At 45.4% G+C, this 14,204-nt stretch carries 14 protein-coding genes; 5 read left to right on the top strand and 9 right to left on the bottom strand.

What is annotated here, in order from left to right; all coding sequences use genetic code 11:
* The first annotated feature begins 117 nt into the window (after positions 1-117).
* Positions 118-384: a DUF5339 domain-containing protein gene (locus tag EDC16_RS06335; protein WP_132966563.1), complete on the top strand. Its 267-nt coding sequence runs from the start codon at positions 118-120 to the stop codon at positions 382-384.
* Positions 385-680: 296 nt separating this feature from the next.
* Positions 681-908 (top strand): cold shock domain-containing protein CspD, encoded by a 228-nt coding sequence (gene cspD, locus EDC16_RS06330; protein WP_132966561.1) that lies wholly within the window; start codon positions 681-683, stop codon positions 906-908.
* A gap of 57 nt (positions 909-965) precedes the next feature.
* Here cspD and tdeA read toward each other — a convergent pair whose 3' ends face one another.
* The 3 genes from tdeA to EDC16_RS06315 are packed head-to-tail and all read right to left on the bottom strand — an operon-like array spanning position 966 to position 5,492.
* On the bottom strand, positions 966-2,345 hold the full coding sequence (gene tdeA / locus EDC16_RS06325; RefSeq protein WP_132966559.1) for a toxin/drug exporter TdeA: 1,380 nt from the start codon (positions 2,343-2,345) through the stop codon (positions 966-968).
* Positions 2,346-2,360: 15 nt separating this feature from the next.
* The gene (locus EDC16_RS06320) at positions 2,361-4,295 is read right to left on the bottom strand and encodes a MacB family efflux pump subunit (protein ID WP_132966557.1); all 1,935 of its coding nucleotides are present in this window, start codon (positions 4,293-4,295) and stop codon (positions 2,361-2,363) included.
* A 15-nt stretch (positions 4,296-4,310) separates the two neighbouring features.
* A complete protein-coding gene (locus EDC16_RS06315; RefSeq protein WP_132966554.1) occupies positions 4,311-5,492 on the bottom strand; it encodes an efflux RND transporter periplasmic adaptor subunit in 1,182 nt (393 codons plus the stop codon).
* Between the two features lie 180 nt (positions 5,493-5,672).
* Between EDC16_RS06315 and glnS the strand changes: the two genes are divergently transcribed.
* Both glnS and EDC16_RS06305 read left to right on the top strand, forming a co-directional pair.
* Positions 5,673-7,355, top strand: coding sequence for a glutamine--tRNA ligase (gene glnS / locus EDC16_RS06310; RefSeq protein WP_132966552.1), 1,683 nt, complete (start codon positions 5,673-5,675; stop codon positions 7,353-7,355).
* Positions 7,356-7,455: 100 nt separating this feature from the next.
* Positions 7,456-7,890, top strand: a complete 435-nt coding sequence (locus EDC16_RS06305; protein WP_132966550.1) for a YcgN family cysteine cluster protein — start codon at positions 7,456-7,458, stop codon at positions 7,888-7,890.
* 53 nt (positions 7,891-7,943) lie between these two features.
* Here EDC16_RS06305 and EDC16_RS06300 read toward each other — a convergent pair whose 3' ends face one another.
* Positions 7,944-8,984 carry a Gfo/Idh/MocA family oxidoreductase gene (locus EDC16_RS06300; RefSeq protein WP_132966548.1) on the bottom strand — a complete coding sequence of 347 codons (1,041 nt, stop codon included), beginning with the start codon at positions 8,982-8,984 and terminating at the stop codon, positions 7,944-7,946.
* An 11-nt stretch (positions 8,985-8,995) separates the two neighbouring features.
* Positions 8,996-10,393 carry an MATE family efflux transporter gene (locus EDC16_RS06295; RefSeq protein ID WP_132966546.1) on the bottom strand — a complete coding sequence of 466 codons (1,398 nt, stop codon included), beginning with the start codon at positions 10,391-10,393 and terminating at the stop codon, positions 8,996-8,998.
* A gap of 80 nt (positions 10,394-10,473) precedes the next feature.
* Here EDC16_RS06295 and EDC16_RS06290 point away from each other — a divergent pair, with 80 nt between their 5' ends.
* The gene (locus tag EDC16_RS06290) at positions 10,474-11,082 is read left to right on the top strand and encodes a riboflavin synthase subunit alpha (RefSeq protein WP_132966544.1); all 609 of its coding nucleotides are present in this window, start codon (positions 10,474-10,476) and stop codon (positions 11,080-11,082) included.
* A 46-nt stretch (positions 11,083-11,128) separates the two neighbouring features.
* On the opposite strand, the gene nth is transcribed toward EDC16_RS06290, so the two are convergent.
* The 4 genes from nth to rsxD are packed head-to-tail and all read right to left on the bottom strand — an operon-like array spanning position 11,129 to position 14,198.
* Entirely contained in the window at positions 11,129-11,764 is a 636-nt protein-coding gene (nth, locus tag EDC16_RS06285) for an endonuclease III (RefSeq protein ID WP_132966542.1), read from the bottom strand.
* A gap of 8 nt (positions 11,765-11,772) precedes the next feature.
* Positions 11,773-12,477, bottom strand: a complete 705-nt coding sequence (locus tag EDC16_RS06280; protein ID WP_132966540.1) for an electron transport complex subunit E — start codon at positions 12,475-12,477, stop codon at positions 11,773-11,775.
* Between the two features lie 11 nt (positions 12,478-12,488).
* Positions 12,489-13,109 (bottom strand): electron transport complex subunit RsxG, encoded by a 621-nt coding sequence (rsxG, locus tag EDC16_RS06275; RefSeq protein WP_132966538.1) that lies wholly within the window; start codon positions 13,107-13,109, stop codon positions 12,489-12,491.
* Positions 13,110-13,118: 9 nt separating this feature from the next.
* Complete coding sequence (gene rsxD / locus EDC16_RS06270) at positions 13,119-14,198, bottom strand: electron transport complex subunit RsxD (RefSeq protein WP_132966536.1); 1,080 nt, start codon at positions 14,196-14,198, stop codon at positions 13,119-13,121.
* Positions 14,199-14,204 lie beyond the last annotated feature (6 nt).

Here is a 14,204-nt window from a genome sequence, read left to right as displayed (position 1 = left end):
ATATCTTTACAAAACAAAACATGTGGTAGAATCAAATATTATTACTTTGTAATAATATCCAGGGGCAACCTTACAAAGGTTGACCTATACCACACCCTAGATATAAGGTTAGAGATTATGAAAAAAATTTTTTTAGCAGTCGGTGTTTCACTTTTTGCAGTGGGCGCACAAGCTGCGGATCTTTCTGAATCATGTACTAAGTATTTCGAGCAAATTGATCAATTTGTTGCCAAGAGCGGTCAAAATCCAGCAATGGCAAGCATGAAAGATCAACTGGAAGCCAGTAAAACACAGCTTGCTTCATTACCAAAAGAAGTGCAAGAGCAGAGCTGTACTCAAGGTATTGATGCTTTAAAACAAACGGAAGCTGTATTGCCTAAATAACTGTTACGTGTTGAAATAACAACCTTAAAACCACATGCTGTTTTAAAATAGCATGTGGTTTTTGTTTGCCCGCTGACCGCACTTTGTCGATTGTAAATGAAGGTAGACTCCATTTTCAAGCGAAAATCTATCAAGTAAATGAAAACATTGCATTAATTTTGTGATCTCCCGCTAATTTTAAGGGATTAAAGATTGCGTATTTTGACGATTTATTAAAGAATTATCAATGCGTTGCTTATCAAAACAATGATAAACAACAGATCATGGTGCAGAATCAAACAAGGTGAGGTCGGGGTATGCAGATAGGAACAGTAAAATGGTTTAACAACGCCAAAGGTTTTGGATTTATTGCAGAAGAGGGCAGTTCTGACGATATTTTCGCACACTATTCGGTGATTGAGATGGACGGCTACCGCTCTTTGAAAGCCGGTCAAAAAGTACAATTTGAGGCGATTCACGGTGACAAAGGTTCGCATGCCACTAAAATTATCCCGGTACCACTGGAACAAAGTTTAACGTCTTAATTCTTGGGTGATAAAGTAAAAAACGGACATATGCTTAACGTCCGTTTTTTATTATGATTAATGTTGGTATTTTCCCGCCATACTTTGGTAAATCGCATTTTCATAGCGCAACAAATCATATTTTGCCTGCAAAATACTCAATTCGGAATTTTGTTCAGTGGCGAGCGCCGCCAACCAATCTTTCATTCCAGTAATTCCAGCGTTATATTGTAAGCGATAGGTATTGCTGATACTACGATCATAGCGGTATTTTTGGTTTAGGTTCTGGTAGCTTTTTTGTGCCAATTGATACGCCTTATAGTTGCTGTTAATTTCATTCAGGGCGGTGGTGATGCCTTGTTGGAAATTCAGCTTGGCGGTTTCATACGCCGCTTCCGACAATTTTACATTCCATTTCACCCGATTCCAGTCTAAAAACGGTAAGTTAATCCCAAGCGTACCACCACTCAACGGCGCATCAAACATGTTGCCGACACTGCCGCCGCCGGTGGCTAAACTGGCGCCTAAGGTAATGCTCGGATACCAGCTTTTTTCCATTGCGTTTAAACTCTTAAAGGCGGAGCTTAGGCGGTATTGATAAGCCTTCAAATCCGGACGGTTGGCAATAGTGGATAATGGAATATCCAGATTGACCGGCAGCAATTTCAAGGTTTTTAAGTTGACTGCACTTAGTCCCAGATTTTGCTGCGGTTGTAAGTTTAGCAGATTGCGCAGTGTGCTTTCTACGGTTTGCAATTGTGATTGATAGCTAATCAGTTGGTTTTCCGCCGATAACACCGATTGTCGGCTTTGATCGGCATCTAATTGCAAGGTGACACCTTGGTTGACTTGGTTTTGGGTCAAGGTGGCGATTTGCTGATAGGTTTTGATATTGTTTTGCACTATAGCGATAGCTTGTTTCAAATAGGCAATTTGATAGTAGCTGTCGATCACTTGGTTAATCAGCGTCAATTTCACCGCATCTAAATCGGCTTCGGTCGCGCTGTGTTCCCATTCGGCGGCATCGGCACTGTCAACAAGTTTGCGCCACAGATCAAGAGTATAATTTAACGACAATGAACTACCGTAACTGCTGGTTGAGACACCGCTTTCGGTATTTTTTTGCACGCTGCCGGATATTGAACCGCCGAATGTCGGCACCAGATCGGCACCCAATAAATTGGCATTATACAAAGCACGGTTGACGCTGATTGCGGCTTTTGCCAAATCCAGATTATTAGCAAGTGCGGTGTCAATCAGGCGGTTTAACTGGGCATCTTGATATTGCGTCCACCAGTTTGGATTGATCTGATATTGCTCGGTCAGCGCTTGATACTGCCCGAATTGCTGCATTTGCTGTTGATAGCCGGTTTGTTGTTCATTGCTGACACAAGCCGTCAGCAAACCACTCAGCAATAAGGCGGTGACGGAACGACGAAATAAGGTGGTTGAAATCATATTAATCTTTATTCTCTATTCTCTTGAAAGTGCGGTGATCGGATTCAGTTGTGACGCATTTTTTGCCGGTAAGAAACCGAAAATCAAGCCGATTAAGGTAGAACAGATCACGGCGGCGACAATTGAATCCAGCGAAAACAGCATATTGAAATCTTGCATGGCACTGTTAAACACTAAGCCGATAAAATAGGATAACACCACACCGACCAAACCGCCGATCACGCAGATCAGGGTGGCTTCAATCAAAAATTGCTGCAAAATATTCGATTGTCGGGCGCCAATTGCCATACGCACACCAATCTCTTTGGTGCGTTCGGTCACCGAAACCAACATGATGTTCATCACCCCGATGCCGCCGACGATTAACGAGATCAACGCAATCGATGAAATCAGGAGTTTCATGGTATTGGTGGTGCTTTCAATCGTTTGTTTAATCGTATCGGTGTTCATCACGAAAAAATCTTTTTTGCCGTGGCGCATGGTCAACAATTGGGTCAAATTTTTCTCGGCAATTTGGGTGTTGACATTATCGTTGACTTTAACCGTGATCGAATCAATGGTTTTTTCGCCGGAAATTTTATTCATCGCGGTAGTGTAGGGCAGCCACACATTCAGCGAGCTGCTGGACATTCCCATATTGTTATTGGTTGCGGCCACACCGATAATTTTTAACGGTTTTTTGTCGATCATAATAATCTGACCTAACGGCGATTTGTCGGCAAACAGCTCTTTTTGTGTATTTTCATCGATCACCGCAACTTGTGCATTATCGGCGACATCTTGTGCGTTAAACGCTTTCCCCTGCTTCAGGGTTAAGCCTTTGACATTAAAGAACTGATCACCGACACCACGCGCTTGTGCGCTGACCGCTTGGCTGCCGTAAGTCAGGGTGCCGTTGAGCGTGCTATTCGGCGTGACACTTTCAATATAATGCTGTTTTGCCAGAATATCGGCATCTTGAACGGTCAGATTTTTGGTACGATTAGCGCGCCGATCACCAAAACCGGTGCCGTTGTAAATATCCATGGTATTCGTGCCTAACGAATTGATATTCGATAGGATTTTCTGTTGCGAGCCGTTGCCGATCGCAACCACGCACACCACTGAAGTAATACCGATAATAATCCCGAGCATGGTCAGCAAGGAGCGCATTTTGTGTGCCAGAATCGCACTGACCGACATTTTAAACGATTCGATCAGTTGATCTTTAAATTGCGCCAAGCGGTTTTTGTTAATCTTAACTGATGTGTCTTTTTCGATAATCTGATCGGCGCGGCGGGTGTCGTTGATAATACGCCCGTCTTTCAGTTCGATAATCCGATTGGCGTAGCCGGCGACATCTTTATCGTGGGTCACTAAAATAATAGTGTGTCCTTCATGGTGCAGATCCTGCAAGATTTGCATCACCATGGCACCGCTCTTTGAGTCGAGTGCGCCGGTCGGTTCGTCAGCCAAAATAATTTCACCGCCATTCATCAAGGCGCGAGCAATACTGACCCGTTGTTGCTGCCCACCGGAGAGTTGATTCGGCTTGTTTGCCAATTTATCGCCTAAATTCAGTTTTTTCAGCAACGCTTCCGCTTGTTGTAACCGTTGTTGTTGCGGCAAACCGGCATACACCGCCGGCAGTGCCACGTTTTCCACCGCACTTAGCGCAGACAGCAAATTATAACGCTGGAAGATAAAACCGAATTTTTTCTGGCGCAGATCGGACAGCTGATCGCGCGACAGTGGCGAGGTATCTACACCATCAATTTTATAGCTGCCGTCGCTGGCGATATCCAAGCAACCGAGAATATTCATCAAGGTTGATTTGCCCGAACCGGAGGTGCCCATAATCGCGATAAAATCGCCTTTTTTGATGGTCAAATCGATCGCTTTTAAGATATGAACCCGATTCTCGCCGGCGCCGAAATATTTGTTCAGTTTGCTGACTTCAATAATATTCATATTTGCCCCGCTCGATTAAAAGCGCATCCGCATTTGTCCGCTGCTACCGACTTCTTCGCCTTGTCGCATTTCAGCGGAAATCACTTGCTCACCTTCTGCCAAGCCGGATAAGACTTGGGTATTCATATCATCGCTGATGCCAATCTCAATTGTACGGGTTTCCGCTTTATTGTCCGCAGTCAATACTCTCACTTGATACCGCTCACCGACTTTTTGAATTGCCATGGTTGGAATCGTCAATACGTTTTCGGCATCAACAATCGTAATCGTATTTTGGGTGGTCATACCGATGCGCAACGCTTCGTCAGGGTTATCGATCACAATGTTGGCATAAAAATAGACGGCGCTGCTGTCGCTGGAAGATTCGCTGTAATCATTATCAGTCAGGGTGGTCAATGCCGGATCAATCGAGGCAATTTCTGATTGATAGACTTTATTCGGTTCTGCCAACGTAGTAAACCGCACTTTCATTCCCGCTTTGACTTTGCTGATGTCACCCTCGGAAATTTCGGCCTTGATCAACATTTTGCTTAAATCTGCCACTTGTACAATGGTTGGTGCGGTTTGGTTTGAATTGACAGTTTGCCCTTCAGACACCGGAATCGAAATAATCGTGCCGTCAATCGGGGCAAGAATTTTGGTGTAAGCCAGATTGGTTTGTGCCGTGGTAACTGAAATTTCCGCCTGCTTGATGGAGGATTCCAATTGTGCAATCGTCGATTGCGCATTCGCAAGATTCACCCGTGCGGTTTCAAGACTATCTTGAGTGGCGGATTTTTGTTTATACAAGCGATTTATCCGATCGTAAGAGGATTGCATCGCCGTTAAATTGGCTTGCGCCGCATTCAGTTGTGCCTGATAGGACGACAGTTGGGCAAGTGCGGTTGCCAGCTCGTTATTCTGATTTTTAGCATCAATTTCCGCAATTAAATCGCCCTTTTTCACTTTTTGCCCTAAAACGACATGAATCCGGAGCAGCTGACCGGATACTTGCGCTCCGACTTCGACTCTGTTATAGCTGCGCACGGTGCCGGTGGCAATCACGCTGTCGGAAAGCGAAGTGCGGTTGACCGTCTCTGTCATGTAGGTGGTTTTATTATCGCTGCCGGCACTGTCGTGCCAATAGTAATAACCGCCGAAAAGTGCGGTTAGCATCACGGCGGCAAGGGCAATGGTTTTGATTTTTTTTGCTTTCATGGGGTGATTATGCCAAGACTATTTTGTGAATTTTATAAGTGTACTCACTATAGCATTAATTTCTTAAGAAGAGCTTAAAAAATCGGAGAGGGACGGAATTGCGGTAACGGTTTTTTTCCGTCGCTAAAGCGTGTAGAATAGACTAATTTTCTATTCAGATTTATTATTTAAGGAAGTGCTATGAGCCAACCTGAAACTGCTGCTGTGCATGAAGCAGAACACCGACCGTCTAATTTTATCCGCCATATTATCGATGAAGATTTGGCGCAGGGTAAGGTTGAAACGGTTTACACCCGTTTTCCGCCGGAGCCGAACGGCTACCTGCATATCGGACACGCCAAATCGATTTGTTTGAATTTCGGTATTGCTAGAGATTATCAAGGTTTATGCAACCTGCGCTTTGATGACACCAATCCGGTGAAAGAAGACGTGGAATATGTCGATTCGATCAAACAAGACGTGGAATGGCTCGGTTTCAAATGGCAGGGCGAGGTGCGCTATGCCTCGGATTATTTCGATCAACTGTATGGCTACGCACTTGAATTGATTGAGAAAGGCTTGGCGTATGTTGATGAATTGTCGCCAGAGCAGATTCGTGAATATCGCGGCACGTTGACCGAAGCGGGCAAAAATAGTCCGTATCGTGATCGTTCGATTGAAGAGAACCGCACTTTATTTGAAAAAATGCGTGATGGCGGTTTTGCCGAAGGTGAAGCGTGTTTGCGTGCCAAAATTGATATGGCATCGCCGTTTATGGTGATGCGTGATCCGGTGTTGTATCGGATCAAATTCGCCCACCACCACCAAACTGCAGATAAATGGTGTATCTATCCGATGTACGATTTCACCCACTGCATTTCCGATGCGATTGAGCGGATCAGCCACTCGTTATGTACCTTGGAATTTCAAGACAACCGCCGTTTGTATGACTGGGTATTAGAAAATATCTCGATTGAACGCCCACTGCCGCACCAATACGAATTTTCGCGCTTGAATCTGGAAAGTACGCTGACCTCAAAACGTAAACTGTTGCAACTGGTGACCGATAACGTAGTGGATGGTTGGAACGACCCGCGGATGCCAACCATTTCCGGTTTGCGTCGCCGTGGTTATACTCCGGCTTCGCTGCGTGAATTTTGCGAACGTATCGGCGTGACCAAACAGGACAATACCGTGGAGTTCAGTGCTTTGGAAGCCTGTATCCGTGATGACCTCAACATCAATGCGCCACGTGCCATGGCGGTGTTGAATCCGTTGAAAGTGGTGATTGAAAACTATGATGCTGACAACGAGTGGATCAGTGCACCAAATCACCCGAACCGTCCTGAACTGGGCGAGCGCCAATTGCCATTTGGTCGTGAAATTTATATTGATCAAGCGGATTTCCGTGAAGAAGCCAATAAAAAATATAAACGCTTGGTGTTAGGCAAAGAAGTGCGGTTGCGTAATGCGTATGTGATCAAGGCGGAACGTGTCGAAAAAGATGCCGACGGCAATATCACCACGCTGTATTGCAGCTACGATCCGCAAACGTTAGGCAAAAACCCAAGCGACGGGCGCAAAGTGAAAGGCGTAATCCATTGGGTTTCGGCAGCGAACAATCACACGGCTGAATTCCGTTTATACGATCGCCTGTTCAGCGTCAGCAACCCGGGCGCAGCAGAAGATATTTTAGCGGTGTTAAATCCGAATTCATTGAAAGTCGTACACGGCGTTGTCGAGGCAAGCCTTGCCGATGCCAAAGCCGAACAGGCGTATCAGTTTGAACGGGAAGGCTATTTCTGTGCCGACAGCAAAGATTCCGCTCCGGGTAAGCTGGTGTTCAATTTGACGGTCAGCTTAAAAGAGAGTGCCGATTTTTAAGCGATAAATCGTAAGTTATCAAACAGGCATCGGTTATCATGCCTGTTTTTTATTGACTGACTTTTTGGCAGAAAATTTGGCAAAATTAGAAAGGAAGCAAATGAAAGAGCGGTTTTGGCAAACGAAATCCTTGCTAGAAATGAACGATCAGGAGTGGGAAGCGTTATGCGACGGGTGCGGTTTATGCTGCTATCGCAAGATTCTTGACGGCTACGGCAAACACGAGCGCATCTATTTTACCCGAATTGCCTGCAATCAATTGGATCTCACCAGCGGAAAATGCTGCAATTATCCTCGCCGTTTTGAACTGGAAGAAGATTGCACCAAACTCACCAAACAAAACCTACCGGATTTCAGCTGGCTGCCGAAAACTTGCGCCTACCGCTTGTTATATGAAAACAAACCACTGTTTGACTGGCACCCATTGATTTCCCGCGATCCCAACTCTGTTAAGCTCGCGGGAATTCCTATCCAAAACGGCATTCATGAAGCAGACGTGATTGAATGGTTCGACCATGTGATTGAAGATCTTTAGCACCCTAACAATTCAGGCTTTAAAAATACCCAACCTATTTTTCAGCTTAATTTTTAAACCTCCACCACTTTGCGTAACGTTGCACTTTCAAAGCATTTTTCCAGTAATGCCATCACTTTTGTTACTTGTGCTATGGTGACGATCAGCGGGGCATTGGCGGTAATGGCAGCGTAGATATTGTCATAATAGGCAGCATAACTCATGGCGGGGGATTCGATTTTGCCACGAAAGTGGATGCCGTTGAGATCGGTGTTGAGTATACCCCAATCAGCTTCATCTTCCAGATTCCAGTTGCCGCACGGTGCGATGCCTTGCGCTAATCTGGATTCTTGAATATCCATGGTTTGTTTCAGATATGATCCGTGACGACCATGTAGAGCAAGGTGCGGTGCTTTTTCCCGCACATATTTACTGGCGGCCAGTTCCACTTTTAATTGAGGGTAATACAGATAAATTTGGAAGTTATCATCGCTCACAGCGCCCTCGTGTTGATAGCGAATATCAGCAAACAGTGCTTGTGGCATACCGAAAGTATCCACCGCATGATCCAATAAATGTACCCCTAAATCGTAGACTAAGCCAGTGCCTTTTTCGCCGGTCTCTTTCCATGCTTTCGGATTTTTGTTGGCGCTGTAGCGGTCATACCGCACTTGATAGTCCACTATATCGCCAATCAGATTATTGGCGATGATATTTTTAACTGCTTGAAAGCCACTATCCCAGCGGCGGTTTTGGTAAGGGGATACAATAATACCGGTTTCGCCAGCCAATTGACCTAATTCAGCAACTTGCTCAGTCGTGACACTGACTGGTTTTTCCACTATGACATGCTTGCCCGCTTGAATAGCTTGTTTTGCCAACGGATAATGCGTTAAATTTGGGGTGGTGATAATCACCAGATCAATCTCATCGGTTAACAGTTCAGCAAAATCCCGTACCACTTCCACATCAGGAATTTTCTGTTTGGATTTTTCACCGCTACGTTCAAACACCTTTTTAATCTTAAAACGTGGGTCAATCAGTAAAAAAGGGACATGAAAAACTTGCGCCGACATACCAAAGCCGGCAATAGCAACGTTAATGATAGGTTTCATTTTTCCTCCGATTATTTAATTCGTTCTAAATGTGCTAAAAGTGCGGTTGCCGGAATGCGCTGGATTTGGCGTAGACGTAGCAGTAAGAAAACCGATGCAAAGGTCAAGCATAATACAAAACCGATCCAAAAGCCTTGCGCTGCCAAAGGAGTACCAAGCCAGTCGGTTAAGCCGCTGATGTAGCCCACCGGCATACCGATCACCCAATAGCACAGTAATGAGATTATCAAAATCGCTTTGGTGTCTTTATAGGCACGCAGCGCACCACCAGCGATCACTTGGATACTGTCGGGAATTTGATAAGCCGCAGCAAACAGCAGCAAGAAAGACGCCATCGCAATAACCTCTTGATCGCTGACAAAAATCTGGGAAATTTGGCTACGGAACAACAACGTTAAAATCGCTGTGGCAGCGGCAACAATCAGCCCCAGCCCCAGTGCGCTGTAGCTGACTTGTTTCGCACCTTCGACATTTTGTTCCCCCAAGCGCTGCCCGACTAAAATAGTCGTTGCCATCGAAATTGAGAGTGGCAACATAAAGATAAACGAACTGGTTTGCAGGGTGATTTGGTGGCTGGCAACCACATTGGCACCCAGTGGAGCAATCAACAGTGAGACAATGGTAAACAAAGTGACTTCAGCACATAGTGTCAGCGCAATCGGTACGCCTAAATTGAGTAGTTTACGCAGCGTCAACCAGTCGGGTTTTTCTAAAAGTTTTGGGAATAATTTTAAGTCTTTTTGATTTTTTGCGCGGTAGCAGTAGATCAAAATCATCAACATCATCAGCCAATTGACCAGTGCGGTAGCGATTCCACAACCCACGGCACCAAATGCCGGCAGCCCCAATTTGCCATAGATAAAAATATAGTTCAGTGGAATATTTAGCAACAAACCAATAAAACCGATCACCATCGCCGGTTTGGTTTTTGCCAAGCCGTCATTTAAACCGCGAAAGTTGATCATCAACAAATAGGGTACGATGCCGAATGCCATTGCTTGTAAATATTGGCTGGAGATTGTCGCTAAGCGTGGCTCCATTCCCATAAAATCAACAATAACATAACTGTTATAGATTAAAGCAAACAGGGGTATGCTGATCAACAGTACGATCCAGATGCCTTGCCGCACTTGATGGGCGATCCGTTTGCGTTGTCCTGAACCGTTGAGATAAGCGATGGTTGGCGGCAGCGCCAGCAGCAATCCATGCCCGAACAGCACCAACGGAAACCAGATGGATGCACCGATGGAAATGGCCGCCATGTCAGCGGCACTGACACGCCCTGCCATAATCGTATCGATCATCCCCATCGAACTTTGCGCAATTTGTGCGATCAAAATCGGTAAGGCGATTTTAATTAATTGTCGCATTTCTATACGGTGCTGACCGTTTGCAGTGAACTTTAGCATAAATAAATTCTGCCTAATTTAGGAAAAAGATTTATAATCTGAACGTTAATTTGAATAATGACTAATCCAAGAGAGCAAATATGTTTACAGGCATTATACAGGGTAAAGCCCGAATTGAATCAATTGAAACAAAAAAAGATTTTAAAACCCACATCATCAAAATGCCGTCGGATTTATTGGACGGGCTGAAACTGGGCGCTTCGGTAGCGCATAACGGGGTATGTTTGACCGTGACCCAAATTGACGGCGATTTGCTGAGTTTTGATCTGATGCAGGAGACTTTGCGGATCACCAATCTGGGGGATTTGCAGCCGGGAGACGAAATTAATATCGAGCGTGCGATGAAAATCGGTGATGAAATCGGCGGGCATATGCTTTCCGGTCATGTGTACAGCATGGTATTCATCGAACGGATTATCGAAACGGAGAACAACTATCAAATTTGGTTTCAACTGCAACAACCGCAGTTGATTAAATATATTTTGACCAAAGGTTATGTTGCGATTGACGGCATCAGTTTGACTATTGGCGCAGTGGAAGACAGCCGTTTTTGCGTCAATCTAATTCCGGAAACTCTGCAACGAACCATTATCGGACAGAAAAAAATCGGTGATAAAGTCAATATTGAAATTGACTCGCAAACTCAGGCAGTTGTGGATACGGTGGAACGCTATTTAGACAGAAAGTAGCTGTGGTTTATATTCAAAGTGCGGTCAGACCGCACTTCTATTCGTATTAATATTCGGTTTTGTCTTTGAATTCACACAAATCTTCGATAATACAGGCGCCACAGCGGGGTTTGCGGGCGATGCAGGTATAGCGGCCGTGCAGAATCAGCCAGTGGTGTACGTCAACTTTGAATTCTTTTGGTACGACTTTCAGCAGTTTTTCTTCTACTTTTACCACGTCTTTACCGGGGGCAAAGTTGGTACGATTTGAAACACGAAAAATGTGGGTATCGACAGCGATAGTCGGCCAACCAAAAGCAGTATTCAGCACCACATTTGCCGTTTTCCGTCCAACACCGGGCAGTGCTTCCAGCGCTTCGCGTGACTCCGGCACTTCGCCGTGGTGCAGATCCAACAGTAAGCGGCAGGTTTTAATCACATTTTCTGCTTTGCTGTTATATAACCCAATGGTTTTGATGTATTCCTTTAAGCCATCTACGCCTAAATCCCAAATTGCTTGTGCCGTATTAGCAACCGGAAACAGCTTATCAGTCGCTTTATTGACCCCTTTATCGGTCGCTTGCGCCGATAAAATCACCGCAATCAACAGCTCGAATGGTGAGCTGAAGTTGAGTTCGGTGGTCGGTTTGGGGTTGGCGTCACGCAGGCGTGTCAGAATTTCAATTCGTTTTTGCTGATTCATACCGCACTTTATCCTTTTTTATTATCGATCAGGTTTTTCAGCGCCAAGATTAAGCCCAAGCCGATAAAAGCCCCCGGCGGCAGAATTGCCAACAGAAAGCTGGTATCGACATGCAGAATCTCAAGGCGAAGTGCCTTCGCCCAGCTGCCGAACAGTTGATCCAATCCGGCAAATAGCGTGCCGCTGCCTAAAATTTCTCGCATTGCGCCCAGTACAAACAGGCTGCACGTCATGCCAAGCCCCATCGAAAATCCGTCAAACATTGATGGCAATACTGCATTTTTACTGGCAAAAGCTTCAGCGCGCCCGATCACGATACAGTTGGTGACAATCAACGGGATGAAAATTCCCAAGGCTAAATACAAGTCATAGACAAAAGCATTCATTAATAATTGCACGCCGGTGACAGTCGCAGCAATAATCATCACATAAATCGGGATTCGGATTGCGTGCGGAATCGCGCGGCGGCACAGTGAAACGATGGAATTGGTGCAGATTAGCACCAGCATGGTTGCCAAGCCTAACCCAAGTGCGTGGGTAACACTGTTCGAAACCGCCAACAGCGGGCAAAGCCCGAGCAATTGAACTAGGGTCGAATTGTTATCCCACAAACCTTGACGAAAAATTCCTTGCCAATCAGTGTTGCTAACGGCTGGCGTAATATCATGAATTTCAATTTCGCCAAGGCTGTTTTTTACTGTGGTTTCAGACATATTTCTTCCTCTTAATCACAAGCTGGAAATTGTGTTACCGGCGATTGTTTGAAGTCGGTGATAACCGTTAGCGCCGCTTGCTTTACCGCATTAACAACCGCTCTTGGGGTGATGGTGGCACCGGCAAACTGATCGAACTTACCACCGTCTTTTTTCACCGCCCATTGCTGCTGGTTTTCCAGAGAGAACAGCTGCTGATCAAAATTGTAGATCCAATCGGATTTCTCAGCCTCAATTTTGTCGCCTAAGCCCGGGGTTTCTTTGTGATTTAACACCCGCACACCCAACACTTTTCCGTCAGGGCGGATGCCGAGCAAAATCTCGATTCGTCCGGAATAACCTTGATTGGTAATGGCTTTTATTGCATATGCACTGATTTCTCCCTGTTTTCGGGCGATATAAATCGTTTTTAAAAACGGGTAACGCTTTTGATCCGGCACGACACAAGCGTCGATTAAGGCATTATCAAAATAATCAGCCGGAATCACTTGGCTTAGCAGCTGCCGCTGCTGGTTTAATGCTGCATTTTGAATACGATCACGGGTCAACAGAAAAACACCGATTGAAAGTGCGGTGCAGAGCAGTGCGACAAATGCCAAAATAACGGCAGATCGAAACGTGGTTTTTAACATCGTTCGTTCCTATTTGTTTAGGTTATTGACCCGGTAACCGTAAACGCGTGGTCGGGTGTAGTGATCGATTAACGGCACACTGATATTGGCAAGCAAAATCGCAAAGGCGACAGCGTCGGGGTAGTTGCCATAGTAGCGAATAATATAGATTAAAAAACCCACTAACGCACCAAATACCAGCTTGCCTTTCGGGGTGATTGACGCCGTCACCGGATCGGTGGCGATAAAGAAAGCGCAGAACATAGTGGCTCCGCTCAGCAGTTGTGCTAGCGGGTTTAGTGCGAGCTGTGGTGCCAGCAACCAGTTTGCTGCACTAAGCAGGGTTAAACTGAGTAAAAGTGCGATCGGAATTTGCCAATGAATAATTTTTTTCCAAAGCAATAACAAACCACCGAGCAAGAATGCTAGGTTGAGTTGCCACCAGCCGTTACCCAAAAAATTGCCCCAGCGGCCGTGGCTGAAAATGGGTGAGTGCAGAATGTTGTTCAGGGATTGCTGATTGTGCAAACCGCTCTTGATTGAATCCAGCGGAGTTGCTTGACTGATACCGTCAATGGTGCCCACCAGCTGCAACAATGAATAACCGTCGCTGCTGAGGTCATTGAAAATCAGGCTGATAGCGTCATTCCAAGTCGGAGGCTCATGTAATAAGCTAATTGGTGGCATCCAACTGGTCATTTGCAATGGGAAGGAGATCAATAGCACCACATAACCGACCATCGCCGGGTTAAATGGGTTTTGCCCTAAGCCGCCATACACATGTTTGCCAAGAATCACGGCACAAAAAGTACCGATTAAAATAATCCAGTAAGGGGCGTAGGGCGGAATTGCGACTGCCAAAATTAAGGCCGTTAAAATCACACTAAAATCGGCAACATAAAAGAAAATGGGTTTGCGGCGCAACAGTGTAACCAGGAGTTCTAAGGCGTAGGCAAAACTGGCTGCCAATACGATTTGAATCAGCACACCCACGCCAAAATAATACAACTGCACAGCAATAGCAGGCAGCATTGCAGCAATCACCCACAACATAAAACGGGCAGTCAAATTGCTGGAGTGTGTATGCGGGGAACTGGTCATTTTAAACATATTTTT

This window comes from Testudinibacter aquarius (assembly GCF_004342725.1).
Classification (GTDB): Bacteria; Pseudomonadota; Gammaproteobacteria; order Enterobacterales; family Pasteurellaceae; genus Chelonobacter; species Chelonobacter aquarius.
This window is presented reverse-complemented; position numbering and strand designations above follow the sequence as displayed.

Excerpts from the sequence above, each read along its gene's own strand:
- EDC16_RS06305 (WP_132966550.1), top strand. The coding sequence starts at position 7,456 with ATGAAAGAGCGGTTTTGGCAAACGAAATCCTTGCTAGAAATGAACGAT.
- EDC16_RS06280 (WP_132966540.1), bottom strand. The coding sequence starts at position 12,477 with ATGTCTGAAACCACAGTAAAAAACAGCCTTGGCGAAATTGAAATTCAT.
- EDC16_RS06300 (WP_132966548.1), bottom strand. The coding sequence starts at position 8,984 with ATGAAACCTATCATTAACGTTGCTATTGCCGGCTTTGGTATGTCGGCG.
- glnS (WP_132966552.1), top strand. The coding sequence starts at position 5,673 with ATGAGCCAACCTGAAACTGCTGCTGTGCATGAAGCAGAACACCGACCG.
- cspD (WP_132966561.1), top strand. The coding sequence starts at position 681 with ATGCAGATAGGAACAGTAAAATGGTTTAACAACGCCAAAGGTTTTGGA.
- tdeA (WP_132966559.1), bottom strand. The coding sequence starts at position 2,345 with ATGATTTCAACCACCTTATTTCGTCGTTCCGTCACCGCCTTATTGCTG.
- EDC16_RS06295 (WP_132966546.1), bottom strand. The coding sequence starts at position 10,393 with ATGCTAAAGTTCACTGCAAACGGTCAGCACCGTATAGAAATGCGACAA.
- rsxG (WP_132966538.1), bottom strand. The coding sequence starts at position 13,109 with ATGTTAAAAACCACGTTTCGATCTGCCGTTATTTTGGCATTTGTCGCA.
- EDC16_RS06290 (WP_132966544.1), top strand. The coding sequence starts at position 10,474 with ATGTTTACAGGCATTATACAGGGTAAAGCCCGAATTGAATCAATTGAA.
- EDC16_RS06335 (WP_132966563.1), top strand. The coding sequence starts at position 118 with ATGAAAAAAATTTTTTTAGCAGTCGGTGTTTCACTTTTTGCAGTGGGC.
- EDC16_RS06320 (WP_132966557.1), bottom strand. The coding sequence starts at position 4,295 with ATGAATATTATTGAAGTCAGCAAACTGAACAAATATTTCGGCGCCGGC.
- EDC16_RS06315 (WP_132966554.1), bottom strand. The coding sequence starts at position 5,492 with ATGAAAGCAAAAAAAATCAAAACCATTGCCCTTGCCGCCGTGATGCTA.
- rsxD (WP_132966536.1), bottom strand. The coding sequence starts at position 14,198 with ATGTTTAAAATGACCAGTTCCCCGCATACACACTCCAGCAATTTGACT.
- nth (WP_132966542.1), bottom strand. The coding sequence starts at position 11,764 with ATGAATCAGCAAAAACGAATTGAAATTCTGACACGCCTGCGTGACGCC.